Here is a 24,193-nt window from a genome sequence, read left to right as displayed (position 1 = left end):
CGCGGACCGATCAGCCGGGTTTCCGTTTCACGAGGTTCCTCGCCTTTGGAACGTCGGCTGTCTCGGAGGGGTGGTCAGCGATCAATGCCAAGGAGAGACGAGACGTGCCCGGCAGCCGCCGCGACCTGGCCGCCGATCAGATTCGCGGGCTTCTCCCTCACCTGCTCGGCCTCTGACGCGTGGGCCCACCCGTGTGACGGGCCCACCTATCGGCTCGCGGGCTGATCAGCGCCGCACCCCGGATCACCGCTTCACAAGGCGCCGTTCGCTCACATGCCGCGATCGATCACCCTGCCACCTGGGCGCCGGGCATCGCTTCATGGTCAAGGTCAAGCGTGGATGTGTTCGGCACGCTTCACCTTGGAACGCCCTGTCGGTTCGACATCCTGGACAGGGGCCAGCTGGCGTGTGGTCGTCCGTCCGGCAGGCTGCGCCAACGTCGCCCACGCCCGCCGCAACCTCCTCAGCCACCATGCCGCCTTCCCCGTCTACAACAACTGATCAACGTGACGGGCCTGAACATAGAAACTCACTGCCGGGGCCCCTGCCTTCATGGGAGCGCCTTCCCTTGTCGTGCGTGCGGCTTGAGCATCAAACGCAGACAAACCGCGGGCAGCTCTGCTGGATAAGGCACCGATTGTCCTGAGCGCGATCCCTGCCTTGCAAGGACCTTCTTCACTTCGGGGTCGTCCTGTTCATCAGAGACGCTGAACACATTAAGGGCGATGGTGGCGCCTTCCCACTGGGGCGATTTCATCCATACATTCAGCGGCGAAGCATCCGTGGAGATGACCCAGTTTCGGCTGTGGAGGCGCGCGACCGCCTTCTGGAGTGACTCAGCCTCGGAATTGCCTGAGATGTCGACCACGAGACTATTGGTGACGACGGTTTCAGTTCCCGACAGGCCTTCGTGGCGTTCTTCCCAGACAACCGCGCCCAGCTTGCGCACCTCACCCAGCACGCCGGGATCGACCTCCTCGGGCTGTGCCGCGCAGCCCCCGGCGAGAAGAGAGGCCGCGAGAACAATTGCGGTCATTGTTCGCATTGGCACATCACTCCCCTTTCATAGTTCGCTGGATGCGCCTTTCCTTCTGCCAGCGGCTTTCATGCAGGGGAACCGCACCCAGCACATTCTCATTGTCCCCGGTTCGAAGCGGCCTGCCGGATGTCCGTCCAGTGCCTAACGACGAGCTCGTATGCTCTCCATGCCGCCGACCAGAATCCAGTTCGTCGCCAGTTCCTCGGTCGTCAGCCTGGGTGACCAGCCGGACATGTAGTCGTTCTGCTCCGTCTCGTAGCAGATGCTGCCGCTGGAGATGCACCCTCCGCGACCCGAGCCGGCCTCTTGTAGCGAGCCGCCCGGCAGAATTGTCTGGGAGGAGCGGCCGGTGGGGTCGGTGCCGGTCAGGGGTGAGGCGTTGGCGTGGGCGTAGCGGTTGGCCTGCACCGACGGGCTCGGCTCCAGCGTCAGGATGTCGCGGCCGGGTGACCGCGACCGGTGTTGGTGCCGGTCTGGGCGGTGACCGAGCCGAACGGGTCGTACGCGGTGGAGGTCTGCACGCTGGTGGTGAAGGTGGCCACCAGGTCGCCGTGCAGGGTCATCGTGGTGCCGGGGTTGGTGACCTGGGTGTTCTCCCCGGCCGCGTTGTAGGTGTAGCTGGCGGTCCTTGTTGCCCGGTGCGGTCTGATTGGTCAGCCGGCCGACGTCGTCGTACTCCATCGTGGTGGTGTAGGCGGCGCCGGCGGGCTTGCGCTCGATCCGAGTGGGCGTTTTGTGTCGTTGTGATGCCCTTCGGGGGAGAACTGTTCGGTGGAGGGCACGCGGCTCACGGATGCTTGGAGCGTTCAGCGTCCTCTGCGCATGTAGGCGCGGAGGGACAGCGGGATGAAGATCACCAGCAGAGCGGCCGACCAGAGCAGGACGGTGGTCACCGGATGTGCGAGCGGCCAGGCCACGTCTCCGGACGCACCACCCGGGTTGCCGAAGAGTTCCCGTGAGGCGGCGGTGAGCGCGCTGACCGGGTTCCAGTCGGCCAGGAAGCGCAGCCAGCCGGGCATGCCGTCGGTCGGGACGAACGCGTTCGACAGCATCGTGAACGGCAGGCCCAGCGGCACCATCGCGTCGGCGACCTGGTCGTTCTTCACGGCAAGGCCCACATAGACGCCCACCCAGCTCAGCGCGTACCGCAGCACGATCATCAGCAGGAACGCCTGGGCCGCGGGGATCAGTCCGCGGTGCGGCTGCCAGCCCACCAGCAGGCCCGTTCCCACCATGATGGCCAGCATCAGCAGGCCGGTCAGCAGGTCGGCGCCGGTCTGCCCGAAGGGCACCGCCAGCCGCGCCATCGGCATGGAGCGGAACCGGTCCATCACACCGCGGGAGGCGTCGGCGGCCACCCGTGTCATGACGCCCAGCCAGGCGGAGAAGGTCACCATCGCGAACAGGCCGGGCATGAGGTACTCGCGGTAGTCGCCGCCACCGGGCACCTGGATGGCGCTGCCGAAGACGTAGCCGAACAGCAGCACCATGACGGCCGGGAAGATCAGCGCGGCGACAATCTGCCCAGGTTCTTGCCGGAGCCGGCCCAGCTCGCGGCCGACCAGGGTCAGCCCGTCGGCGAACGTCCAGCGGACGCGGCCCAGCGGTGAGGCGGTGGAAGCGGTCATCGCATGGTCTCCTTGCGGTCGGTGAGGCGCAGGAACACCTCGTCGAGGGTGGGGCGGCGCAGGCTCAGGTCGGCGGCGGCAACCCCGGCGTGGTCGAGCTCGCGGACGATGTCGGCGAGCCGGAGGCCGGTGGCGGGCAGGGCGACGGTGAGCCGGTCGGCGTCGGTCGTCGTGGGTTCGGTGCCGGCCAGGGTGGTCAGTACGGTCGCCGCTGCCGGCAGCGTGGCCGGGTCTTCGAGGGTGACGTCGAGGCGGTCGCCGATCGTGGCCTTCAGCTCGTCGGGCGTGCCGGTGGCGATCACCTTTCCGTGGTCGATGACGGCGATGTCGTCGGCCAGCTGGTCGGCTTCGTCCAGGTACTGGGTGGTGAGCAGCACTGTGGTGCCGTCGGCCACCAACTCGCGGATGCTGTCCCAGATCTCGCCGCGGCTGCGCGGGTCCAGGCCGGTGGTGGGCTCGTCCAGGAAGAGCACCTCGGGGCGCAGGATGAGGCAGGTGATCAGGTCGAGGCGGCGCCGCATGCCGCCGGAGTAGCCGTGAACGGGCCGGTCGGCGGCGTCCGTCAGGCCGAAGCGGTCCAGCAGCTCGTCGGCCCGCTGGTGCGCCTGACGTCGCGGCAGGTGGTACAGCCGCCCGAACATGCGCAGGTTGCCGCGGCCGGTGAGCTTCTCGTCCACGGCGGCGTACTGGCCCGCGAGCCCGATCCGCTCGCGCACCTGGGCGGCCTCGCGGACGACGTCGTGTCCGGCGATGCGGGCGTGTCCGGCGTCGGGGTCGGACAGGGTCGCCAGGATGCGCACCGCGGTCGTCTTACCGGCGCCGTTCGGCCCCAGCACCCCGCATACCGTTCCCGCCGGAACGCTGAGGTCCAGGCCACGTAGTGCATGGGTGTCGCCGAAGGACTTGTGCAGCCCCTCGGCGACCACGATCGGATCCGCCATGTCCCCTCCATTGGGTACGTTGTACGCGTTCGTGGCGATCACCCTAGGCCAATGGGTACCATGTACGCAACCGGGAGGAGTGGAGCGGTGACCGACGCCGAGTACGTGAGCATCTGGATGCGGCCCGAGGGCGCGACCTATGGGCGGAAACCGGCCTACAGCCGCGCGCAGATCACCGAGGCAGCGATCCGGATCGCCGACGCCGAGGGACTGGAGGCGGCCACCATGCGGCGCATCGCCGCCGAGATCGGCGCGGGCGCGATGTCGCTCTACCGCTACGTGCCGAGCCGTGACAACCTGATCGAGCTCATGGTCGACCGGCTGCAGGGCGAGATCGACGTCGAGGGCATGCCCTCGGGCGACTGGCGCGCGGACCTGACGCGCTACGCCGACGGGCTGCGCGCGATGTGGCTGCGGCACCCGTGGATCGCCACCGTGCAGCGGTCACTCCCCAGCTTCGGCCCCAACCAGCTGCTCGTGATCGAACGGGTGATGGGCGCCCTCGACCCCCACGTCTCCATCGACGAGAACCTCGCCCTCATGGCCATTCTGAACGGCTATGTCGAGGGCGCCGCCCGCGAGGAAATCAGCTGGGCCGAAGAGGTCCGCCGCAGCGGGCTCAGCGAGTCGGAATGGATGGCGCGGAGCGGCCCGTACGTTGAGCAGCTGCTGAAGAGCGGGGAGTACCCGATCTTCAGCAGGATCGTGACGGAGGCGCACCGATTCCACCTGAGCCGCGGCGATCAGTTCCGGTACGGACTCCAGCGCGTCCTCGACTGCATCGCCACGGCCCTCCCCCAGGCGGCCGAGTCTGCGATGGCGGCGCACCGAGAGGGGCCGGGAGAACAGGCCGGGGCAGGCTGCTGAAACAGTAGAGCCACCATGGCACGCAGGGAAGCTGGAAAGCCGTCTCGATGACCAAGGTCGCCGTCGATTCGACGATCCGACGGCCTTCCGCGCGGGCCCACCGCCAGGGGGCGGCACCAGCTCCACCCCTGGCTGCCGGCCGCCACCGCCATGCGCCAGCACGGTGCCGCCTCACCTGCTCGCAGATCACCGACCTGCTGGTCATGGTGCGAGCCCGTCGAGGTGTCGTGGTTCATCTCACGGCGAGCCCTGAACAGGTCCGCGCCCGGCTCGTGGCCCGCGACAGCAGCGCACCACCCGTACCGACCTGCGTCTCCGTACCTATCGGCAGCTCGGCCGCTCCGGACGGCTCCATCTCCGCTGTTGGGCGTAGGCGTTGAGACAGCCGCGCTAGTCTGCTGCGGCGTACCCGTGTGCGGTTGGGAGGGTGATGTCGCAGCAGAGCACGGCGGATCGGCCGGTTCCTGAGGGTGGCCGGTTGCCGGAGTACGGGTCGCAACGAGGCTTGGGCGGGTTCCGGCTGCCCTGGGCGTTCATCGTTCTCGTGGTCCTGCTCGCGGCGGGACGGTTCCTGCTCGCGCCTTACCTGACGCATCCGGCGCTGCAGACCTGGGCGACCGTGTTCGTGGCGGTGTGTGTACAGGCGCTGCCGTTCCTGGTGCTGGGGGTCGCGTTGTCCGCGGCCATCACCGCGTTCGTGCCCGCGTCGTTATGGACGCGGGCGCTGCCCCGGCGCACCTACGCGGCGGTGCCGGTGGCGGGCATCGCGGGGGCGGTGCTGCCCGGCTGCGAGTGCGCGTCGGTGCCGGTGGCCTCCGGGCTGATGGCGCGCGGCGTGGCGCCGCCGGCGGCGCTGGCGTTCCTGCTGGCCTCCCCGGCGATCAACCCGGTGGTGCTGGTGGCCACCGCGGTGGCCTTTCCCGATGACCCGTCGATGGTGGTGACCAGGTTCGCCGCCTCGCTGGCGGTGGCCGTGCTGGCCGGTTGGATCTGGGCTCGGTTCGGGCGGGCCGCGTGGCTGCCGGCGCCCCGCCGGGCCGCCGGGACCAGCGAGGGCAAGGTGAGCGTCTTCGTGGACGCGATGCGTCACGACCTGCTGCACGCCGGCGGGTTCCTGGTGGTCGGCGCGCTGGCCGCGGCGACCTTGAACGTGGTGATCCCTCGCGACTGGCTGACCACGGTGGCCGGGGTGCCGGTCGTGTCCGTGCTGGTGCTGGCGCTCCTGGCGGTGCTGCTGTCGATCTGCTCGGAGGCCGACGCGTTCGTGGCGGCCTCGTTCACGGCCTTCTCCCCCACCGCGAAGCTGGCGTTCCTGGTGGTCGGGCCGATGGTGGACCTGAAGCTCATCGCCCTGCAGGCGGGCACGTTCGGCCGGGCGTTCGCCTGGCGGTTCGCGCCGCTCACGCTGGTCCTCGCGGTCGGGGTCAGCTTCGTCGCCGGCTGGGCCCTGCGGTGAGCCGCCAGGCGCAGGGCGCCGTCCTGCTGATCCTGGGCGCGACGGTGCTGAGCATTTCCGCGTTCTCCATGACGTACGTCAACTACGTCAAACCTGGCTTCCGGCCGCTGCTCGTGGGGGCCGGGGCGGTGCTGGCGGTTCTCGGTCTGCTGTCCGTCGTCGCCGACCTGCTGGACCGGCCCGGCGCCGCCCATCACCATGGGACGCGGGTGGCGTGGCTGCTGGCCGTGCCCGCCTTCGCCATCGTGCTGATCGCCCCGCCCGCGCTCGGCGCCTTCGCGGCCAGGCAGAGCGACAGCCCGCCGGCGCTCGCCCGGACCGGGTCCTACAGCACGTTGGCGGGAGACGGGGTGACGGAACTGACGCTGGGCGAGTTCATCGGCCGTGCCTACGCGCGGTCAGGGCCGTCGCTCGCGGGCAGGAAGGTCAGACTGACCGGCTTCGCCGTCCCGGCCGAGGGCGGCAGGAGCTGGTATCTGACCCGGATGCAGATCCGCTGCTGCGCCGCCGACGCGCTCGCGCTGGAGGTCGCCATCAAGGGGGCGGCCGCCCCGGCGGAGGACTCGTGGGTGACGGTCACGGGCACCTGGGTTCCGTGGCCGGAGGGCATACCCGAGGACTATGTGGTGCCCGCGTTGGCCGCGACCGGCGTGACCGCCGTCGCGCAGCCGGCCGAGCCGTACGAATAGGGCTCCGCAGACGGACCGGGTCACGCAGAATCTGCTGCTCCTCCTGCCCGCCGGGGGCGCTGTCGAAGATCTCGGCCTTCTCCGCGGACTTCGCCGACTACGTCGAGCCCGGCTTCCGGCCGCTGGTGATCGCGGCGGGCGTGGTGCTGGTCGTCCTGAGCATGGCCGCCCTGGTTGCGGACCGCCGCAGGAGCAGGAGCGCAGCACGCCGGCGGAACTCCTCCACGCCGGTGCGGAGGAAGAAGCCCATCGGGCATGGCTGCCCGGTCGTGACGCGGTCATCCACGTCACCGTCCTGATCGCCCTCGTTCCGCTCGGCCGGGTGAACCACGGCCTCGTCGCGCGCACGGCCACCCGGCGGGCGGCCTCGGCCGATCACGTGCCGGCCGTACGGGCCGCCGGCGCGTCCCCGTTCCACGTGCGGCGGCGCACCATCGGCCCGCACATCGCCGGCCCCGTCCTCCCTGACCGTCACAAGCGCGAATCCGCCCGGGCGCCGTCACGTCGCTCGGCTTTCTCGGCATCGGGTCGCCCCCGCCTGACACCGACTGAGGCGGCCTGGTGAGCGAGGCCACTCCCCTGCTGGTCACCACACGGCCGTATCGCGCTCGTAGCGGATCTGCTTCGTGAACGGTACAGCGGCGGCCCTTTCCAACGCGGGTTGACCGCCACGCCCGTCAGGCACACAGGACGAGGATGACGGGTTACGAAATCGAGCGACAATGATTATCATTTGCTCAAATTGTCGTCCGTTTACCGTCAGAGGTGACGCATGTCCGCTTCCACGAGCCCATCGGTGCTGGCTCCCGCTCGCGCCACCCTCATCGGTTGCGGTGTCCTGACCGGGATCAGCGCGCTCGCCGGAATGGCGCCGCTGATCGCGGTCGTCGAGATCAGCCGGCGCCTGCTGCAGGGGAGCACGGACGTGTGGCCGGTCATCGTGGTCGCGCTCGTGGCGCTCGCCGTCAAGCAGCTCGGCACGTTCGGCGCGGGCGTGCTGACCCATCTGGCCGACATCCGGGTGTCGTTCCAGATCCGGCGGGACCTGCTGCGCAAGCTGCGCAGGCTCCCCCTCGGCTGGTTCACCGACCGCAACTCGGGGATCGTGAAGAAGACGGTCGAGGACGACGTCGCCGCGCTGCACCACCTCATCGCCCACTCCGTGGTGGAGGTGACGGCCGCCGCGGTCCCGGTGCTGGTGGCGGTCGGCTACCTGTTCCTCGTGGACTGGCGGATGGCGCTGATCAGCCTGGTCCCGCTGGTCAGCGGGCTGATCGTGTACCAGCGGGCGATGGCGGGCGCGGGGACGAAGTACCCGGAGTTCATGGTGTGGCTGACGCGGCTGAGCGGGGCGGCGGTCGAGTTCGTGAACGGCATCGGGGTGGTCAAGGCGTTCGGCACGCCAGGGGCGGCCAGCCGTAGATTTCAGGAGGTATCCCGAAATTTCGCCCGCTTCTTCCTGGAGTGGGCGAAGGCGACGACCGTGGCCTCCGTCATCGCGGAGATCCTCCTGTCACCGCCGAGCGTGCTCGTCGTCATGGTGGCCGCGGGCGGCTTGCTCACCGCCGCCGGCTGGTTGCCGCTGACGAGTCTCATCGCGTTCCTGGTGTTCGGGACGGTCACCACCGCGGGCCTGATGACGGTCATGATGTCGATCCACCCGCTGGTCACGGCGCTCAGCGTGGCGCGCGGCATCGGCGAGGTGCTCTCCACACCGGAGCTGCCCGTCCCGGCGAGCCCGATCGTGCCCGACCCCGCCGCTTCCGGCCCGGTGGTACGGATGCGCGGGGTGCGTTTCGCCTACGGCGACACGGTCGCGCTCGACGGCGTGGACCTGGAGCTCGAACGGGGCACGGTGACCGCGCTGGTCGGCCCGTCCGGGTCCGGCAAGTCCACCCTGGCCAGGCTGCTGCCCCGCTTCGACGACCCGCAGCAGGGCTCGGTCGAGCTGCACGGCGTCGACCTGCGCGACCTCGACCCCGCCGAGCTGTACCGGCACGTCGCCTTCGTCTTCCAGGACTCCGCGTTGCTGCGCATGAGCGTCCGCGACAACATCCGCCTGGCCCGCCCGAACGCCGATGACGAAGCCGTGCGCGCGGCAGCGGCCAAGGCGCAGATCCTCGACCGCCTGGACACGCTGCCGCGCGGGCTGGACTCGGTGGCGGGCGAGGACGCCGAGCTGTCCGGCGGCGAGCGGCAGCGGGTCTGCATCGCCCGCGCCATCCTCGCCGACCGGCCGATCCTCGTCCTGGACGAGGCGACCGCCGGCGCGGACCCCGAGAACGAGGCCCGCATCCAGGACGCGCTCAGCGAGGTCGCGCGCGGGCGCACCGTGCTGGTCATCGCGCACCGGCTGAGCACGATCCGCGGCGCCGACCAGATCGTGGTCCTCGACGAGGGCCGCGTCGCCGAGCGGGGACGGCACGACGAACTCCTCGCCCGCCAGGGCCTGTACGCCCGGCTGTGGCAGCACGACCAGCGCGCCCGCGAGGGCGCCGCCGAGCGACTGGAGGCCGGCCGATGATCACCATGATCCGCTACCTGGACGAGCTGCTCGACGAGCGCGGGCGCCGTCACCTGCGCGTCATGCTCGCCGCCCAGGCCGGGCAGGGCATCCTGCAAGGGCTGGGCTTCCTGCTCGTGGCCCCGCTCGTGACCACCCTCACCACCACGCCACCCGACTGGAGCCGGTTCTGGCTCTGGGCGGGCGCGATCGCCGCCGCGGTCGCCGCCCACCACGCGCTGCTGGCGTGGAGCACCTCCCTCGGGTACGTCGTCGGCACCGACGTGCTGACGAGCTTCCACGAACGCCTCGGCAACCACCTGGCCACCCTGCCGATCGGCTGGTTCCGCGGCGACCGCACCGGCCCGATCGGGCGCATGCTCGGCAAGGGCACCATGGACGTCGCCAACATCCCCGCCCACCTGCTGCGCCACGTCGTCGTCGGCCTCACCGCCCCCGCCACCATGATCGTCGGCAGCTTCCTGCTCGACTGGCGGATCGGCGCGGCCTTCACCGCCGGAGCGCTGCTGTGCGCGCTGGCCCTGCGCCTGCTCATGGCCATCGTGCGGCGCAACGACGACGACTACGACCACGACATCGGCGTCAGCGCCTCCCGCATCGTCGAGTACGCCCGCCAGCAGCCCACCCTGCGCGCCTACGGCGTGCTCGACCGGCCCGAACTCGGCACCCTGGAGGAGTCCCTGATCCGCCAGCAGGGCTCCCAGTCACGGCTCACCATCCGGGGGGCCTGGGGGATGATCGCCTTCTTCGGCACCCTGCAACTGGTCGTCACGGCCGTCATCGCCCTCACCGTCGGCCTGACCCTGAACGGCTCCATCTCCCTCCCGGTGATGATCGGAGTGCTCGTCGTCACCCTGCGCATGCTCGACCCCCTCTCCCAGCTCGGCGAGCTGGCCGGCACCGTGCAGATCAACGCCGACGCCATCGGCCGCGTACGCGCCCTGCTGGCCGTGCCGCCGCTGCCCGAACCGGCAGCGCCCGCCGAACCCGCCGGCACCGCCATCGAGCTGAGCGGCGTGCGCTTCCGCTACGACGATGCCGACGGCGGGGCCCCCACCGTCCTCGACGGCATCGACGTGGACATTCCCGCCGGAAGCTTCACCGCCGTCGTGGGCCCGTCGGGCGCGGGCAAGAGCACCCTGCTCAAACTGCTCGGCCGCTTCTTCGACGTCACCGAGGGGTCGATCCGCATCGGCGGCCGGGACGTGCGCGAGCTGGGCAGCGCCGGCGTCTCCCGGCTGACCGCGCAGGTCTTCCAGGACGTCTACCTGTTCGAGGGCACCATCGCCGACAACCTGCGCATGGCCGCCCCGCACGCCACCGACGCCGACCTGGACCGGGTGGCCCGCATCGCCCGCCTCGACGAGGTCGTCGAACGCCTGCCCGACGGCTGGGACACCCGCGTGGGCGAGGCCGGCTCCACCCTGTCCGGCGGCGAGAAGCAGCGCGTCTCGATCGCCCGCGCCCTGCTCAAGGACGCCCCCATCGTGCTGCTGGACGAGGCCACCGCCGCCCTCGACCCGGCCAACGAGGCCGCCGTCGCCGACGCCATCGCCGAACTGGCCCGCGACCGTACCGTCATCGTCGTCGCCCACCGCCTGTCCACCGTCGTGGCCGCCGACCACATCCTCGTGCTCGACCACGGCCGGATCGCCGAACGCGGCGACCACGACAGCCTGCTCGCGGCCGGCGGCACGTACGCCCGCTTCTGGCATGAGCGCCTGCGCGCCCGCGGCTGGCAGCTCACCCCGGAAGGCACCGCATGACCACCACCACCCCCGCCGGGCGCCGCATCGACGATGGGCCCCCACCACGTGTCCCCCGGCACGCTGGTCGCCCTCGACTTCTCCACCATCGTCTTCGGCCTGCTCCGCGGGCTCGGCTCCGCCCCCTAGCCCACGGCCCCGCACCCGCCGCGCCTGGGCATCACCGATCCGGTCACCGCGCTCGTCGCGGCGGCGTCGACCACGGTCACGCTGCTGTGATCAGGACCGAGAACGTGCGCCGGACCTGCACCGGCGCGGAGTTCGCCTCCCTCGACGACACCACCCTGCGCGCGGAAGGGCTGCGCTGTGCCTTCCACGGCCGCCGCGTGCCCGACGTCGAGCACGACGCCCGCTCCGGCGTGGACCGCCGACACCTGCGCTCCATCATCCAGGTCGTGCGCGACCTCGCAGCCGGCGGCGCCGTCGTCGGCCACGACGACGAGCTCCTCGCCCACGCCGCCGACCAGGAGCTGTGCCTGCGCCCCCTTTTGAGCATCCTGAAGCGCCACATCCCCACTCATTCCTACGGAGATTCCCCATGACATCCGCCGGCATCGGCGCCGTCTTCGACAGGGCAGCCACCCACTACGTCGAGGTCTCACCGCTGCTGTGGAACCCGATCGGCGAGGCCACCGTCGCGGCCGCCGCGATCGCAGCAGGCGAACGGGTGCTGGACGTGTGCTGCGGCGCGGGCGCCTCCGCCATCCCCGCCGCGCGGGCGGCCGGACCGCACGGCCACGTGGACGCCATCGACCTCGCGGCAGGGCTCCTCTCCCACGGCCGCCGCCGCGCCACCGCCGAAGGGCTGCGGAACGTGCGCTTCGTCCGAGCCGACGCGACCACCTGGCAGGACCGGCCCTACGACGTGGTGCAATGCGTTCACGGCGTCTTCTTCCTGCCGGACATGGACACCGCCGTCTCCCGCTTGGCCGAGCTGCTGCGGCCCGGCGGACGCCTGGTCATCACCGCCTGGGCCCAGGGCGCCATGGAGAGCTTCGGCCGGCTGTTCACCGAAGCCGTCGCGCACGTCCGGCAAGCCCCCGTGGCTCCCCCGGCCAGCAGGCAGGCGGCGTCCACGATCGACACCGAGGAGGACCTGCGCTCCTGGCTCACCGCGCGCGGGCCGACGCGGGTCACCGTGACGCGCTTCCCCCTGCGCATCCCCCTGGACGCCGCGCGCGCCTGGCAGGTGGTGCTCGGCAGCGGCTTCCGCGGCATGCTCTCCGGCCTGGAGGATGCCGCCGTCGATCAGGTACGCGCAGCCTTCGGACGCCTCCTGCGCGAACGGGGAATGACCGAACTGGACGCCACGTCCCTCATCGGAGCGGGGACGCGCCCGTGATCGACGGCACCACCCGAGTGACGCAGCGGCGATCCTGGCAGCGCACCTCGGCCCAGGCCCCGATCCACGAGTACGACGTCGCCGAGGCCGCCGCCGAGACCCTGCTCTCCGACGACCATCTGGGTGAGGCGATCCCGCTCACCGGCCCGAGAGCCCACGTCCCGTCACGGCAGTGACCGGGCGGCCGGGCCGTACTCTGGCGCAGTGGGCCGCCGACCACCGAGCAGACTTCGAGACCCCTTGACGGGACTCGGCGTACGGGCGTTGCCGGGGTGAGGCGACCCGACCGTGGGCCGGCGCCCTCCGCGCGGACGCGCGGGTCATGGCAGATCACACGTATCCCAGGTGGGCGGCGCCGAGCGCTTGCTCCGTGGCAGCTCGGAACCACGTCGATCATGGGGCGGCTGAACGCGAGCGAGCTACTGTGGGGAGGCACCGCCCGCCGGACCGCCTGGCCGCGCTCGGTGCAGCCGGGCGATGGCGCAGGCCGCCCTTCCGTTCCCGGCGGACTCTCGCGACCTCTGCCACCTGGTGTGTAGTACTGGCAGGGCCAGCCACCCCCTTGGTCATCGGAAGAGCGATGGCCAGACTTGAGGCATGGGCAACAGCGACTTGGGCGACTTCCTGCGGGCCCGCCGTGCTGGACTCACGCCGGACGAGGTCGGCCTGCCGGTCGAGTTCGGCGCCGGTCGCCGGGTCGCCGGTCTGCGGCGCAGTGAGGTCGCACAGCTGGCCGGGGTGAGCACCGAGTACTACACCCGTCTGGAGCAAGGCCGTGCCCGGCAGCCGTCCGAGCAGGTGCTGCACGCCCTCAGCGACGCGCTGCGGTTCGACGACGTCGAGCGGCGGCATCTGTTCGCCCTCGCGGGCACCGCCGCCGGGCGCTGGAAGGCATCACCGACACGCTCGCCCAGGAGGTCGGCCAGTTCGGCGTGCGAGTCACCGCCGTGGCCCCCGGCGCGTTCAAGACCGACTGGGCAGGCAGGTCACTGGTCCGCACACCGCGCAGCATCGCCGACTACGACGCGCTGTTCGACCCCGTCCGGACCCGCCGCCAGGCCCTCGCGGGCCAGGGCATCGGTGACCCTGATCGCGCGGGCGACGCCATCCTCACCCTCCTGGACGTGGACAAGCCGCCCGTGCATCTCCTGCTCGGCTCGGACGCGCTCCGCCTGGTCGCCGCCGGACGCCAACGCGTCCAGGACGACTTCTACGCCTGGGAGGAACTCAGCCGCTCCATCGACTCCACCGAAGGCGGAGTGACGGTCGCCTGACACGGGACACCTCACCAAGGCGGCGGCCGTCAGCGGCGGGCCTCGGCCTCGCGGACTACGGGCACCCCTCGGCGGCCATAGTGCCGAGGTCGCCGAACTCGAGTTCCCCGCGGTCCGCACACCGGCCGTACCCGCCTGGGCTGCGACGATTTCACCGCGGCAGCTCGTCCGTCCACTCGGTGGCCACCGAGATGTACGAGTTGCTCATCGCCGAGCCCCCTTCGGCGGTCAGCAGGATGTTGGCGCGCGTCACCCGGGCGGCCTCGGGATCGACGACCATCTTGATCTGCACGCTCCCGGAGAGCGGGATCAGCAGTTCCTGCCCGCCCTCGACCGGCCCCGCGTTCTCGACCCCCGGCGTCGCGGCGAGGGCCTCGAATGCAGCCGAACGGACCGGCGCGGGCGTCGGCAGCTCCGTGATCAGGGTGATCAGCGGGGAGACGAGCTCGCCTTGCCGGTCGGCGGAGATCATGGCGCTGTCATGGCGGGGTAGCCCGGCGATGCGCTCCTTCAGCTCCTCCGGATCCGATGGAAGCCCTTCGAGCTCCTCGAAACCGATCTTGGCGCCCATGAGCCTGAACGGGGCCGGGTCCTCGACGACGGCGCCGGGAGTGGCGTACGGCTCGTTCCTGGACCAGCGGTGGCCGTCGCGGGTGGTCCAGCTCTCCTGCATTTCGGGCGCGTCCGGGCCCTGCCACGTACGCGTGATGTGCCAATAGGTCCCCGTGCCCTGGGGGATGTGCTCGGCGCTGGCCGCGGCCATGAGCAGGACGTCCCTGCCCGAGATCGGCGTGGCGGCGGGCGGGGCCGCGCTCGTGACGATCACGGCGACGGCCACCGCGGCGGCGACCGCCATGCCCAGCACCGGCAGGAGCCGGCCGCGGCGCCGGCGGGCGCGGCCCCGCGTCATCCTGTCCTGGAGACGTCCCCTGCTGCGGGTGATCGCCTCGGCGGATGGTTCGGGCTTGGCCAGCAGATTCGCGACGGCGTTCAGGTCATCCACGGGCGTTCTCCTTGTCGATGAGGGCGAGGATCTTGCTGCGGGCCCGGCTGAGCCGGGAGCCCACCGTGCCGACGGCGATGCCGAGCGCCCGAGCCACCTCGTCGTAGCTGAGCTGGCCCAAGGCCACGAGCAGCAGCACGTCACGCTCGCCGCCGGAAAGGGCGGCGAGCGCCTTGGCCAGGTGCGGCTGCATGCGCTCGGCGGCAACGGAGGTGACGACCCGGTCCTCGTGGCCTTCCACGACAGGCTCCGGTCCCAGCTTGGCCAGCGCCTTGTAGTGGCGGGTCTCCTTGCGGCGGTGCCTGGCGATCAGATTGGTGGCGATGCCGAACAGCCAGGGCCGCAGGTCTCCGCGTTCCGGTTCGTACCGGTCACGCCGGTCGAAGGCCAGCAGGAACGTCTCGGCGGCGAGGTCCTCGGCGATCTGCGTGTCCAGGCGCCCGGCGACGTACAGGTAGATGTCGCGGTAGTAGCGGTCGTGGACGGCGGTGAACAGGTCGGGGTCGCGCCGGTACCGGGCGACGAGCTCGGCGTCGGTCACCTGTTCGCTCGCTTCGGCGCTCACGTTCTTGTCTTCGGCATCAGGTCGGCCTTCCGGTCGGCGGTCACGATCATCCATCCTTCGCCGCAAGCCGGAATCGTCTTCCCGCGCGCATCCCCCGCTCTGCTCTCATCCCCGCTTTCGGGACGCGACGTGGGCGCACGTCCGGCAGTGACTCACCCGGCAGAGCGAGAGGGGGCCGCCCCATCGGGTAGCGGGGACGTATGGGCGGGTCAGCTTGTGTTTCTTGGTCCAGCGGATGAAGTGTCCGGTCTCGCGGCGGCGGGTGGCCTGGTCGCTGCCGATCCAGGCGTGCAGGTGGTTCTCCCCGGCAGGTCGCGAGCCGGCGCAGTGGTCGGTGAACGCCGCCCGTACCTCCTCAAGCCGGGCCCCGGCCGGCGCGGGCGGCCTGCCGCGGTGGCGGCCTTCAGCCTCCGCCGCGGCGAGCCGCTCGGCGGTCAGCTCGTTCGCAGGTCGCGTGGGAACTGGGGGTCGTTGACCAACGTGTCATACGCCACCAACCTCGAAGATCCCAAGCGGGTGTTGCGCTTGAGCGAGCGTGGTGCCGGCCACTGCCGGGCGGTGACTGATTGTCAGGCGTCCCCTCCCCGTCCGGCTTTTCAGTGGGGACGTACGGCGATGGCGGTGACCCATGCTTGAGCGAACATCGCACGTGGGCTGGTGGCCCAGTCGCGGAGCCGACGAGCGTGGGCGGTCTGCCCCGCGGCCTCGAGCTGGACCGCGAGATAGCCCGCGATGCGGGCCGGGTCGGCATGGCGTTCGTAGTGGGCGTCGAGGTGGCACTGCTCGAATCCCGCTTCGAGCAGGTACTCGCCGAGTTTGTGGCCGACGAAGGGGTCTCCGCCGTTGGCTTGCTGCAGGCGCGTGTAGGCGCTGACAGCGTCGTCACAGGGTGGGCTCAGCAGGAAGCCGCCCCAGTCGGGGCTGCAGAGCCCGACCTTGCCGCCAGGGCGCAGCACCCGCCGGATCTCGGCCAGGGCCTGGGCCGGGTGGGCGAGGTGTTCCATCAGGGCGTGGGAGAAGACGCGGTCGACCGATCCGTCGTCCAGCGGGATGTCGTAGCAGGATCCCTGCCGGAATCGCACGTTGGTGAGGCCCCTCTGTCGCGCGAGGGCGCGTGCGCCGCTGAGCTGGGAGGCTTGCTGGTCGAGTCCGAGAACGTGTCCCGGTGCGACGGCGGCGGCCAGGTCGACGGTGATGGTGCCCGGCCCGCATCCCAGATCCAGCAAGGTCGTTCCCGCAGACAGGTGCGGCAGGAAGAACCGTGCGTGCGTCGCGGCTGTTCGTGCCGCCATGAAGGCGATGGCGGAGGTGTCGTGGCCGGGTGTGTAGCGTTCGGTCCCGGGAGTGTCGCTCATCGTGCGACCGCCGCCTTGGCGCGCGCGTCGAGCAGTCCTGAGCAGACGGCCAGGGCCAGCCCCGTGGCGGCCAGGACGGCGCCGACCGCGTTGGGGCCGGTGTAGCCGTATCCGGCTCTGATCGCCATGCCGCCGAGGAAGGCGCCGAGCGCGTTGGCGATGTTGAAGGCCGACAGGTTCAGTGCGGAGGCGAGGGTGGGGGCGCCTGCGGCCTTGTCCAGGATGCGCAGCTGCAGTGCCGGGACGGTCGCGAACCCGAACACCCCCAGCAGGAACAAGGTGCAGACGGCGAGGACCTTGCTGTGCGCGGTCATCACGAACAGGCTCAGCACGATGCTCAGCCCGGCCAGGAACACATACAGGCTCGGCATGAGCCGCCGCCCGGCGAACCGGCCCGACACCAGGTTGCCGGCGGCCATGCCCAGCCCGAAAACGATCAGCAGCAGCGTCATGCTGGACCCGCTGAAGCCCGCGACCGTGGTCATCATCGGCGTGACATAGGTGAAGGAGGCGAAGACACCGCCGAAGCCCGCCGTCGTCACTCCCATCGCGAGCCAGACCTGTGGCCGCCGCAGCGTCGCCAGTTCCGCGCGCAGTCCCGTCTCGTTCTCGGGCCGCAGCCCGCGCGGGACCAACGCGGCGATGCCGGCCATCGACAGCGCGCCCAGTGCCGCGACCGCCCAGAACGTGGCCCGCCAGCCCGCGGCCTGCCCCAGCCAGGTCACCAGCGGCACTCCGGCCACGTTCGCCAGGGTGAAGCCGCCGAACATCACCGACATCGCGCTCGCCCGCCGTTCCGGCGGGACGAGCTGGGCCGCGACCACCGACCCGACCCCGAACAGCGCCCCTTGCGGCACGCCCGCGACCACCCTGGCCGCCAGCAGCAGGCCATAGCCGGAGGCGACCGCCGACAAGGCGCTGCCCGCCGCCAGCAGCGCCGCGACGATCATCAGCGTCGTGCGGCGCGGCAGCCGGGCCGAAGCGGCGGTGAGCAGGGGCGCCCCGACGATCACACCGGCGGCGTACCCGGTGATCAGGCCCCCCGCGTCCGGGATCGACACCCCGACCCCCTGGGCGACCTGCGGCAACAGCCCCATGATGGCGAACTCCGAGGTCCCCACCCCGAACGCCGTGACGGCCAGGGCCAACAATGCCAACGGCATGGCGCCGCACTCCTCACTCAACGGGAAATACCGGTGTCCAGCCTGAGCGGCGAGCCACCGGAGGCGTGAGTGGCTGAAACGCCAACGTGGGATAGATTTCCGCCATGATGCGTGTGGGGGTACTGGTCACCGAGCAGGTCCGCGTGTTCGACTACGCCGTGGCCACCGAGGTCTGGGGGCTCGACCGGACCGCCCGCGGCGTCCCGCGGTTCGAGCTGCGCACCTGCGGGCCGCACCGCTCCATGATCCCCATGACCTCGGGCGTGACCTGCGTTCCCGGCCACGGTCTGGACGGCCTGGACGAGTGCGACCTGGTCGTCGTTCCCGGCGTCCAGAACCCCACGGCGCCCGTCCATCCGCAGGTCCGGGCCGCGCTGCGGGCCGCCCACGCACGCGGCGCCACCGTGGCGTCCCTGTGCTCGGGCGCGTTCCTGCTGGCCGCCGCCGGCCTGCTGGACGGCCGCCGCGCCACCGCGCACTGGCTGGACGCCGAGGAACTCGCGCGCCGCCATCCCGACGTGATCGTGGACCCCAACGTCCTGTTCGTCGGGGACGGCTCCGTATGGACCTCGGCAGGCGTGGCCGCCGGCATCGACCTGTGCCTGCACCTGGTCCGCCGCGATCACGGCGCCGCCGCCGCGGCCGAGATCGCCCGGACCATGGTCACCGCACCCTTCCGGACCGGCGGACAGGCACAGTTCATCACCCGCCCCATCCCGGCCGCCCAGGACCAGGTCGACGACCTGTCAAAGGTACGCGAACGGGTTCTCCACGACCTTGCCCGCCCGTGGACCGTCGCGCAGATGGCGGGGCTGGCGCGCATGTCCGAGCGCAGCTTCGCCCGCCGATTCGTTCAGGCCACCGGCGGCACCCCTCTGCAGTGGCTCCTGACCCAGCGCGTGCTGGCCGCCCAGCACCTCCTGGAGGTCAGCGACCTGCCCATCACCGCCATCGCCCGCCGCTGCGGCTTCGGCACCGCCCTCACCATGCGCCACCACTTCACCCGCCACGTCGGCCTGCCACCCCGCGACTACCGCCAAGCCTTCGGCCCCACCCACGACGCCGATTGAGCACGCACCGTCGCAGGTCTGGCCCGCCGCAGTCCTTCGACTCAACCCCCTGCTGTCGGGGAAAGGCTGTGGTGCCGGTACGCGGCGACTCGCTCGCCGCGCCCTGCTCCAGCGCCTCGACGGCCCGGTCGAGGTCGTCGTCGTGACCGGGGAGCCCGTATCGGCCCAGGAGGGCGGTGCCCAGATTTGGTGGGGCTGAGCCCGGCGCGTCGGCTGCCTGCCCGGCCGGCTTGACCGCCCGGTCGAGGTCCGCCTGCGCCCCGGACGTCGTGTGGCGGTCACGCGAGGTCCGGCTGAGGTGGTCGAGCCACATGGCCGTCGCCATCGGATTGATCTCGAAGGCGGTCGTGGCCTCTTGAACCAGGAATCCCAGGGAGTAAGCCCGGGCCCTGCGGCTACGGCAACGCTCAACCGGTCAGCGAACGCATGGGGCATTTCTCACGGGCGGCGCCGGACCGGCCGCCCGGTAGGCCTGGGCGACACCGCCTGGTCTCTCTCGACCACAAGGTCAGCTGCGGCAAATGTCCGCAATATGTCCGGTCAATGTCCCTTCAACCTGGGCGGCTTCTTCAGTATCGTCGGCTTCCGTGCACTGGATGCGGCCGGGGCAGCTGGCGCCGTGCATACCACGGAGGAATCCGGGCCACGCCGAAATCACCGCACGGTAATTCTGCATATGCTCGTCGGCAGGCGCACGATCGTGCCTGATTCTGATTTGCCGCCGACGCGGCAGGCACAGTCCTGGTCGTGACGGGAATGGCCGGCAACGAGCCAGATCCGTGTGATTCCGAAACAGGAGAAAACAGGAGTGAAATATCTGACGGCGGCGGTCACGAGCGTCGCCATGACGGTGGTCGTGCTCATCATGACGGCGCCCAGCGCCGGCGCATCCGCCTACGTCCTGCTGAAGCAGTCCGGAGTCACCTTCAGTCGCGGAGCTTGCAGCAGAGCACCACCAGCAAGCTCGACACGAAGGCGTACCACGTCCACCCGCGGCGCTACTCCGCCTGCGCGGGAAGCCCGGCCGGCGGCACGCGTTTCGTGTGCACCCCGTATTACAGCTGCCGAGGCTGACCGCTCTTCCCGTTCAAGAGCCCAGTCGACGGCGCCGATCCGGACCGTCAACGGGCAGGTTCGGCAGTCGTTCGGGTCGCCGCGATCCGGCACCGTGCTCGGGTTGACGGCCGTCTCGGCCATGTGACCCGAACCAATCGCTCGGAACTGCGTCTGACTTCACGTACGCATCCATCCAGAAGCGACCAGAGGAGCCACATTGCTCAAGAAACTGATGGTGCTGGGGATCGCCGCCACGGTGCTGGGCGCCGGCGCCGGCGAGGCCGCAGCGGCGCCGTCGGCCGCCTCCCTGCCCAAGGGATTCCTGCTGTACGAGGCCAAGGCGGCAGGACCGGCCAAGTCGTGGGAGAAGTGGACGGTGAGCAACCGGCTGAGCCGGCGCCTGGAGGTCAACCCGTGCGAGCGCAACCCCGGCGCCAATGACCGGGTCACGGCACGCACCATCACGTACGTGGCCGAGGCCGATCACCTGAGCGAACAGGTCGTGATCTACCGGAGCAAGACCGCCGCCCGCCAGGCGTTCAACGACGTACGAGCCGACCTCAAGCGGTGCGCCACCGGCGGCACCAAGCCCTACACCTACACGTACCGATGGAAGAAGACCCTCATCGGCGACGAGGCGTTGCGCATCGGCGGTTTCTTCTTCGAGGGCAGGGCCCGCTACGTCATCGTGCGGAAGGGCAAGGCCCTGGCCATCTACGCCGAAGGCGGCAATGTGACCAAGAGCCTGAAGTCCTCGCACTTCCGCGCGGTGGTGAAGGACGCTCGCACCATGGCCGGCAAGGTATGCGGCCTGCCTGGCGTCTGCTCCTGACAGGCGGGACCGACAGGACGGTGAGCGATGCCGGGCGAATCGACGGAGGGTGGCCCGGTCCCTTGCGTTCCGGGGCACGGCCGGACGTCCGCCGGCTGATGCCGTGCCGCTGACGGGCTTCGTCGCGATCGAGGCTGAGGTGAAGCCGGACAGTCCTGCGCTTCCGGCCGCGTACACCGTCGAGCCGGCCGGTGAGCGCGGCGAAGACGACCGTGGGCGCCGGCATGACGGCGCCCAGCTCCAAGGTGCCGGCGCAGCCGTGGCGCCGGATGTGCATCCAGGCGCACATGGCCACCGTCATGGTCACCCCCGTCTCCAGGACGGTCAGCGCCGGATGGCGTTTCATGGAGTGCTCCACGCCGGCCAGCCCCAGGACCGCGCGCAGCGCCCCGCCGAGCACGACCATGCCGGCCAGCATCGCCACGACCGTCTCCAGGTAGTGCGGGACGCAGCGCCACCAGGTCCGGCGGTCGCCGGAGCGCTGGGGGAGGCGCAACGCGCCGCGCCCAGCGGCCGCCCGCCCTGGCCCTGCGAGCTCCAACGGCTTGAGCGCGTGCTGCGGGTCTCGCGCAACCTCACCGAGGGGCTTGACGCCGACGATCGGGGCGACATGGGAGGCATTGCCGGGTGCGGATGGCCGACGCCCCGCGGGTACCCCCGGTGGGCATAATTCGAAGAGCCAGACTGACTGGAGCTGCCCTATGTTTCGGTCAGAGGATAGTGCCAGGGCCGGATCTAGGTGGGCAGGGTGATATGGCTGCAGGCGTTGCACCCGCGACGCGCCGGCACCACAACGTGCCGGTGAGCTTGACCTCGTTCGTGGGCCGGCAGGAAGAGGTCGACAAGCTGCTCACCCTGCTGTCCTCACGGCGCCTGGTGTCGCTGACCGGGGTCGGGGGCTGTGGCAAGACCAGGCTGGCGCTTCGGGTGGCCGAGAGCCTGGCCGCGTCCTGCGCCGACGGCCCCTGGATGGTGGACCTCTCGGCTGTCAAGGAGCCGGAGCAGGTGGGGCGGCTCGTGGCTTCGACCTTCGACCTCCTGCTGGAGCCGGGCAGCGACCAGCTCGCCGGTCTGGTCAGGCAGCTGGCTCACCGCGAGACCCTGCTGTTGCTGGACACGTGCGAGCATCTGCTGGCACCGGTGGCCGAGCTGACCGACCGGTTGTTGCGCTCGTGCCCCGGCCTCACCGTCCTGGCCACCACGCGGGAACCCCTGGGGGTGGAGGGCGAGACGGTGTGGCGGGTTCCCGTCCTCGACGCCGCGGAGGCCCGGCAGCTCTTCGCCGAACGCGCGACGCTGGTGGCTCCAGGCTTCGATCTGCGCGCGGTCGAGGCCGACGTGGACGCGGTGTGCACGCGAGTCGATCGGCTTCCGCTCGGGATCGAACTGGCAGCGGCTTGGGTCAGGGCGCTCGGACCGGCGCAGATCGCATCCGGGCTTGAGGCTTCGGTGCGGCTGCTCACGGGTGGGCCGCGCGGGGGCGTCGCGCGGCATCGGACCATGAATGCCTCGATCAGCTGGAGCCACGCGTTGCTCGACCGCCGCGATCAGGTGCTGTTCCGCCGTCTCGCGGCGTTCGCCGGTACGTTCGACATCGACTCCGTGGCTGCCGTGTGCGCCGGCCCCGGCGCCCCTGCCCCTGTCCGGGGCCCCGTCGACGGTCCAAGTCGGGAAGTCGGTGGTCCAGGCCGGGAAGCGGCGCTGCCCGTCGACTGGCTTCAGCCGCTCGGCCGGCTCCTGGACAAGTCGCTGGTCACCGTACGGGAGGTGGCCGGGCAGGTCAGATACCGGCTCCTGGACACCATCCAGCAGTACGCCGAGGAGGAGCTGCGGGCGGCGGGCGAGGAGGACGCCGTGCTGGAGCGCCATCTCGACTATTTCCTGCGCCTCGCGGAGGAGGCCGAGCCGGGACTGGACTTCGACCAGGACACCTGGCGGCTGGTGCTCGACGGCCATCACGACAACCTGGTCAAGGCGTTGCGCTGGGGATTCGCGGGCGGACCCGCGCGACGTGCGAAGGCCTGCCGGATGGTCGCCGCGCTCGGGCGCTACTGGTTCCTGCGCGGGCTGTCCACCGAGGGGCACCAGTTCCTCGACCTCGCCCTCCGTTGCGTCGATGACCGCGTGGTGCGCCACCGCCTGCTGGCCGGGCAGGCCATGCTGGCCATGGTGAGCGGGCGCGGTGACCTGCTCGATGACGCGGTGAGCGAAGTCCTCGACGACCCCGCCTCCGACCCGGTGTCCCGCGTGCGGTCTCTCACGGGGCGCTGTTTCCGGGTCTTCTTCCGCGACTTCGAGGAGACCGAGCGCCTGGCCCGCGAGACCTACCGTGAGGGCGAGCGGGTGGGTGACCCGTTCTCCCGGGACTGGTCGCTGGTGACGGCGGGATACAGCCTGCAGACACGCGGCCTCAATGACGAGGCGAGGAAGGTGGCCCGCCGGGCCTACGCCGGCAGCATGGAGCGTGGTGACCGCTTCTGCGGCGCCTTCGCTCGCGGGATCGAGATCTTCACGACCATGCAGACCGGCGACGTCCGGGCCGCTGTGGCCGTCGCGGACGAGGTGGTCGCCCTTGTGCGGCCGCTGCGCGACTATTTCGCCGTCGGCACCAACACCGTCAACGCCGCCCACGCGATCGCTTCGTCCGGCGATCTGGACCGTGCTCGCGAGCTGATCGACCCGGTGGTGAGGTCGGTCGTCGAGACCGAGGACGTCAACGTGGTCGGATTCATGGTCGCGGACGGTCTCGTGCGCCTGTGGTCCGGCGAGCTCGAGGCGGCGGTCCGCACGTTCGAGCGAGGTGTCCGGCGACGTGCCGACGGGTCGATCGAGTGGATCGGGCTTCGCTGCCTGCCGGGCCTGGTGGGGGCGCTGCGGCGGCTGGACCGGCTGGAGACCGCCGTGACGATCGCGAAGGAAGGCGTCGCGCTCGCCGAGCGGCTGCGGACCCCGTACGAGCTGGCGCAACTGCTGGACGAGCTGGGCAGGCTGGCCGCGCCGGCCGACCGGGGGCAGGCCCGCGACCTGCTGCACCGGTCGCTGGCGTTACGACACGACAACGGGCTCGTCACCAGCTTGGTCGACTCGCTCGAAGCGCTGGCGGAGCTCGACGCGGGCGAGGACGCCCACCGGGCAAGGGCCGCCCGGCTCCTGGGTGCGTGCGAGGCAGCCCGCGAGCGGATGGGCTACCCACGGCCGCCCGTCGACACGGCGGCCGCTGCCGCTCTGGTCGCCGTGCTGCGAGACAGGCTCGGGGCGGGCTTCGACGAACACCGGGCCGCAGGCCGGGCCCTCACGCTCGCGGACGCCGTGGAACTCGCGCGACGCGGCCGCGGCAGCCGCGACCGCCCCAGCGCCGGTTGGGAGAGCCTGTCGCCGACCGAGCGTGAGGTGGTCGTCCTGGTCTGCGCCGGCCTCAGCAACCCGGACGTGGCCGGACGGCTGTTCATGAGCCGGTCCACGGTCAAGAGTCACCTCAGCCGGATCTACCAGAAGCTCGGGGTGGCGAACAGGACCGAGCTTGCGGCGTACGCGAGCTCCCACCCCGATCCCGGCAGCTGACCGCCACGAGCCGGCGGGCAGGTCGCCGTCGTGCCTGGCGAGGGCGGTGGTCACGGCGCGGC

23 protein-coding genes and 1 pseudogene are annotated in these 24,193 nt (G+C 71.0%); 14 read left to right on the top strand and 10 right to left on the bottom strand.

All coding sequences use genetic code 11. The annotated features are described in order from the left end of the window. Nucleotides 1-550: 550 nt before the first annotated feature. The 5 genes from HCN51_RS27405 to HCN51_RS27390 form a co-directional block, all read right to left on the bottom strand. Nucleotides 551-1,036: a hypothetical protein gene (locus HCN51_RS27405; RefSeq protein WP_168012979.1), complete on the bottom strand. Its 486-nt coding sequence runs from the start codon at nucleotides 1,034-1,036 to the stop codon at nucleotides 551-553. Nucleotides 1,037-1,180: 144 nt separating this feature from the next. Then, the gene (locus tag HCN51_RS27400; RefSeq protein ID WP_168012977.1) at nucleotides 1,181-1,447 is read right to left on the bottom strand and encodes a hypothetical protein; all 267 of its coding nucleotides are present in this window, start codon (nucleotides 1,445-1,447) and stop codon (nucleotides 1,181-1,183) included. A 20-nt stretch (nucleotides 1,448-1,467) separates the two neighbouring features. After that, nucleotides 1,468-1,602 carry a hypothetical protein gene (locus HCN51_RS61510; protein ID WP_277350102.1) on the bottom strand — a complete coding sequence of 45 codons (135 nt, stop codon included), beginning with the start codon at nucleotides 1,600-1,602 and terminating at the stop codon, nucleotides 1,468-1,470. 243 nt (nucleotides 1,603-1,845) lie between these two features. After that, nucleotides 1,846-2,667 carry an ABC transporter permease gene (locus HCN51_RS27395; RefSeq protein ID WP_168012975.1) on the bottom strand — a complete coding sequence of 274 codons (822 nt, stop codon included), beginning with the start codon at nucleotides 2,665-2,667 and terminating at the stop codon, nucleotides 1,846-1,848. Continuing rightward, entirely contained in the window at nucleotides 2,664-3,608 is a 945-nt protein-coding gene (locus HCN51_RS27390; RefSeq protein WP_168012973.1) for an ATP-binding cassette domain-containing protein, read from the bottom strand. Before HCN51_RS27390 ends, HCN51_RS27395 begins: the two co-directional genes overlap by 4 nt. A gap of 87 nt (nucleotides 3,609-3,695) precedes the next feature. On the opposite strand from HCN51_RS27390, the gene HCN51_RS27385 reads away from it, so the two are divergent. From HCN51_RS27385 to HCN51_RS27375, 3 genes are all read left to right on the top strand, one after another. Continuing rightward, the gene (locus HCN51_RS27385) at nucleotides 3,696-4,475 is read left to right on the top strand and encodes a TetR/AcrR family transcriptional regulator C-terminal domain-containing protein (RefSeq protein ID WP_168012963.1); all 780 of its coding nucleotides are present in this window, start codon (nucleotides 3,696-3,698) and stop codon (nucleotides 4,473-4,475) included. A gap of 430 nt (nucleotides 4,476-4,905) precedes the next feature. Continuing rightward, complete coding sequence (locus tag HCN51_RS27380) at nucleotides 4,906-5,931, top strand: permease (protein ID WP_168012961.1); 1,026 nt, start codon at nucleotides 4,906-4,908, stop codon at nucleotides 5,929-5,931. Then, nucleotides 5,928-6,620: a TIGR03943 family putative permease subunit gene (locus HCN51_RS27375; protein ID WP_168012959.1), complete on the top strand. Its 693-nt coding sequence runs from the start codon at nucleotides 5,928-5,930 to the stop codon at nucleotides 6,618-6,620. Before HCN51_RS27380 ends, HCN51_RS27375 begins: the two co-directional genes overlap by 4 nt. 97 nt (nucleotides 6,621-6,717) lie before the next feature. On the opposite strand, the gene HCN51_RS27370 is transcribed toward HCN51_RS27375, so the two are convergent. Then, nucleotides 6,718-7,038 (bottom strand): hypothetical protein, encoded by a 321-nt coding sequence (locus HCN51_RS27370; RefSeq protein WP_168012957.1) that lies wholly within the window; start codon nucleotides 7,036-7,038, stop codon nucleotides 6,718-6,720. A gap of 354 nt (nucleotides 7,039-7,392) precedes the next feature. Between HCN51_RS27370 and HCN51_RS27365 the strand changes: the two genes are divergently transcribed. The 7 genes and pseudogenes from HCN51_RS27365 to HCN51_RS27335 all read left to right on the top strand — a co-directional run bounded on the left by HCN51_RS27365 (nucleotide 7,393) and on the right by HCN51_RS27335 (nucleotide 13,526). Beyond that, nucleotides 7,393-9,144, top strand: coding sequence for an ABC transporter ATP-binding protein (locus HCN51_RS27365; RefSeq protein ID WP_206067937.1), 1,752 nt, complete (start codon nucleotides 7,393-7,395; stop codon nucleotides 9,142-9,144). After that, complete coding sequence (locus HCN51_RS27360) at nucleotides 9,141-10,910, top strand: ABC transporter ATP-binding protein (protein ID WP_168012955.1); 1,770 nt, start codon at nucleotides 9,141-9,143, stop codon at nucleotides 10,908-10,910. The genes HCN51_RS27365 and HCN51_RS27360 overlap by 4 nt, the downstream gene beginning before the upstream one ends. 215 nt (nucleotides 10,911-11,125) lie before the next feature. Further along, a complete protein-coding gene (locus HCN51_RS58230; protein ID WP_206067936.1) occupies nucleotides 11,126-11,452 on the top strand; it encodes a hypothetical protein in 327 nt (108 codons plus the stop codon). Next, entirely contained in the window at nucleotides 11,449-12,252 is an 804-nt protein-coding gene (locus HCN51_RS27350; RefSeq protein ID WP_168012953.1) for a class I SAM-dependent methyltransferase, read from the top strand. The genes HCN51_RS58230 and HCN51_RS27350 overlap by 4 nt, the downstream gene beginning before the upstream one ends. Next, complete coding sequence (locus tag HCN51_RS27345) at nucleotides 12,249-12,428, top strand: hypothetical protein (RefSeq protein ID WP_168012951.1); 180 nt, start codon at nucleotides 12,249-12,251, stop codon at nucleotides 12,426-12,428. Before HCN51_RS27350 ends, HCN51_RS27345 begins: the two co-directional genes overlap by 4 nt. Nucleotides 12,429-12,849: 421 nt before the next feature. Further along, nucleotides 12,850-13,095 (top strand): annotated as a pseudogene (locus HCN51_RS27340) (helix-turn-helix domain-containing protein); the annotation flags it as partial. Between the two features lie 89 nt (nucleotides 13,096-13,184). Beyond that, nucleotides 13,185-13,526, top strand: a complete 342-nt coding sequence (locus tag HCN51_RS27335) for a Rossmann-fold NAD(P)-binding domain-containing protein (protein ID WP_240973311.1) — start codon at nucleotides 13,185-13,187, stop codon at nucleotides 13,524-13,526. A gap of 151 nt (nucleotides 13,527-13,677) precedes the next feature. On the opposite strand, the gene HCN51_RS27330 is transcribed toward HCN51_RS27335, so the two are convergent. The 4 genes from HCN51_RS27330 to HCN51_RS27315 all read right to left on the bottom strand — a co-directional run bounded on the left by HCN51_RS27330 (nucleotide 13,678) and on the right by HCN51_RS27315 (nucleotide 17,612). Further along, nucleotides 13,678-14,529, bottom strand: coding sequence for a CU044_5270 family protein (locus tag HCN51_RS27330; RefSeq protein WP_168012949.1), 852 nt, complete (start codon nucleotides 14,527-14,529; stop codon nucleotides 13,678-13,680). After that, a complete protein-coding gene (locus HCN51_RS27325) occupies nucleotides 14,522-15,094 on the bottom strand; it encodes a sigma-70 family RNA polymerase sigma factor (RefSeq protein WP_168012947.1) in 573 nt (190 codons plus the stop codon). Before HCN51_RS27325 ends, HCN51_RS27330 begins: the two co-directional genes overlap by 8 nt. Before the next feature lie 596 nt (nucleotides 15,095-15,690). Next, on the bottom strand, nucleotides 15,691-16,449 hold the full coding sequence (locus tag HCN51_RS27320; RefSeq protein ID WP_168012945.1) for a methyltransferase domain-containing protein: 759 nt from the start codon (nucleotides 16,447-16,449) through the stop codon (nucleotides 15,691-15,693). Next, the gene (locus tag HCN51_RS27315) at nucleotides 16,446-17,612 is read right to left on the bottom strand and encodes an MFS transporter (protein ID WP_168012943.1); all 1,167 of its coding nucleotides are present in this window, start codon (nucleotides 17,610-17,612) and stop codon (nucleotides 16,446-16,448) included. The genes HCN51_RS27320 and HCN51_RS27315 overlap by 4 nt, the downstream gene beginning before the upstream one ends. Before the next feature lie 104 nt (nucleotides 17,613-17,716). Between HCN51_RS27315 and HCN51_RS27310 the strand changes: the two genes are divergently transcribed. The 4 genes from HCN51_RS27310 to HCN51_RS27295 all read left to right on the top strand — a co-directional run bounded on the left by HCN51_RS27310 (nucleotide 17,717) and on the right by HCN51_RS27295 (nucleotide 24,131). Next, nucleotides 17,717-18,682, top strand: coding sequence for a GlxA family transcriptional regulator (locus HCN51_RS27310; RefSeq protein ID WP_168012941.1), 966 nt, complete (start codon nucleotides 17,717-17,719; stop codon nucleotides 18,680-18,682). A gap of 1,273 nt (nucleotides 18,683-19,955) precedes the next feature. Further along, nucleotides 19,956-20,570, top strand: a complete 615-nt coding sequence (locus tag HCN51_RS27305; RefSeq protein WP_168012939.1) for a sensor domain-containing protein — start codon at nucleotides 19,956-19,958, stop codon at nucleotides 20,568-20,570. A 191-nt stretch (nucleotides 20,571-20,761) separates the two neighbouring features. After that, on the top strand, nucleotides 20,762-21,010 hold the full coding sequence (locus HCN51_RS27300) for a hypothetical protein (protein ID WP_168012937.1): 249 nt from the start codon (nucleotides 20,762-20,764) through the stop codon (nucleotides 21,008-21,010). Between the two features lie 361 nt (nucleotides 21,011-21,371). Beyond that, complete coding sequence (locus HCN51_RS27295) at nucleotides 21,372-24,131, top strand: LuxR C-terminal-related transcriptional regulator (RefSeq protein WP_168012935.1); 2,760 nt, start codon at nucleotides 21,372-21,374, stop codon at nucleotides 24,129-24,131. Nucleotides 24,132-24,193 lie beyond the last annotated feature (62 nt).

The organism is Nonomuraea composti (assembly GCF_012034275.1).
GTDB classification, from domain to species: domain Bacteria; phylum Actinomycetota; class Actinomycetes; order Streptosporangiales; family Streptosporangiaceae; genus Nonomuraea; species Nonomuraea composti.
Note: the sequence above shows the minus strand (reverse complement) of the source record. Positions and strands in the feature narration are given on the sequence as shown.

What these genes read in the sequence shown, in the direction of transcription:
- HCN51_RS27405 (WP_168012979.1), bottom strand. Translation starts at nt 1,036, where the DNA reads ATGACCGCAATTGTTCTCGCGGCCTCTCTTCTCGCCGGGGGCTGCGCG.
- HCN51_RS61510 (WP_277350102.1), bottom strand. Translation starts at nt 1,602, where the DNA reads ATGACCCTGCACGGCGACCTGGTGGCCACCTTCACCACCAGCGTGCAG.
- HCN51_RS27395 (WP_168012975.1), bottom strand. Translation starts at nt 2,667, where the DNA reads ATGACCGCTTCCACCGCCTCACCGCTGGGCCGCGTCCGCTGGACGTTC.
- HCN51_RS27390 (WP_168012973.1), bottom strand. Translation starts at nt 3,608, where the DNA reads ATGGCGGATCCGATCGTGGTCGCCGAGGGGCTGCACAAGTCCTTCGGC.
- HCN51_RS27380 (WP_168012961.1), top strand. Translation starts at nt 4,906, where the DNA reads ATGTCGCAGCAGAGCACGGCGGATCGGCCGGTTCCTGAGGGTGGCCGG.
- HCN51_RS27365 (WP_206067937.1), top strand. Translation starts at nt 7,393, where the DNA reads ATGTCCGCTTCCACGAGCCCATCGGTGCTGGCTCCCGCTCGCGCCACC.
- HCN51_RS27360 (WP_168012955.1), top strand. Translation starts at nt 9,141, where the DNA reads ATGATCACCATGATCCGCTACCTGGACGAGCTGCTCGACGAGCGCGGG.
- HCN51_RS27350 (WP_168012953.1), top strand. Translation starts at nt 11,449, where the DNA reads ATGACATCCGCCGGCATCGGCGCCGTCTTCGACAGGGCAGCCACCCAC.
- HCN51_RS27320 (WP_168012945.1), bottom strand. Translation starts at nt 16,449, where the DNA reads ATGAGCGACACTCCCGGGACCGAACGCTACACACCCGGCCACGACACC.
- HCN51_RS27315 (WP_168012943.1), bottom strand. Translation starts at nt 17,612, where the DNA reads ATGCCGTTGGCATTGTTGGCCCTGGCCGTCACGGCGTTCGGGGTGGGG.
- HCN51_RS27310 (WP_168012941.1), top strand. Translation starts at nt 17,717, where the DNA reads ATGATGCGTGTGGGGGTACTGGTCACCGAGCAGGTCCGCGTGTTCGAC.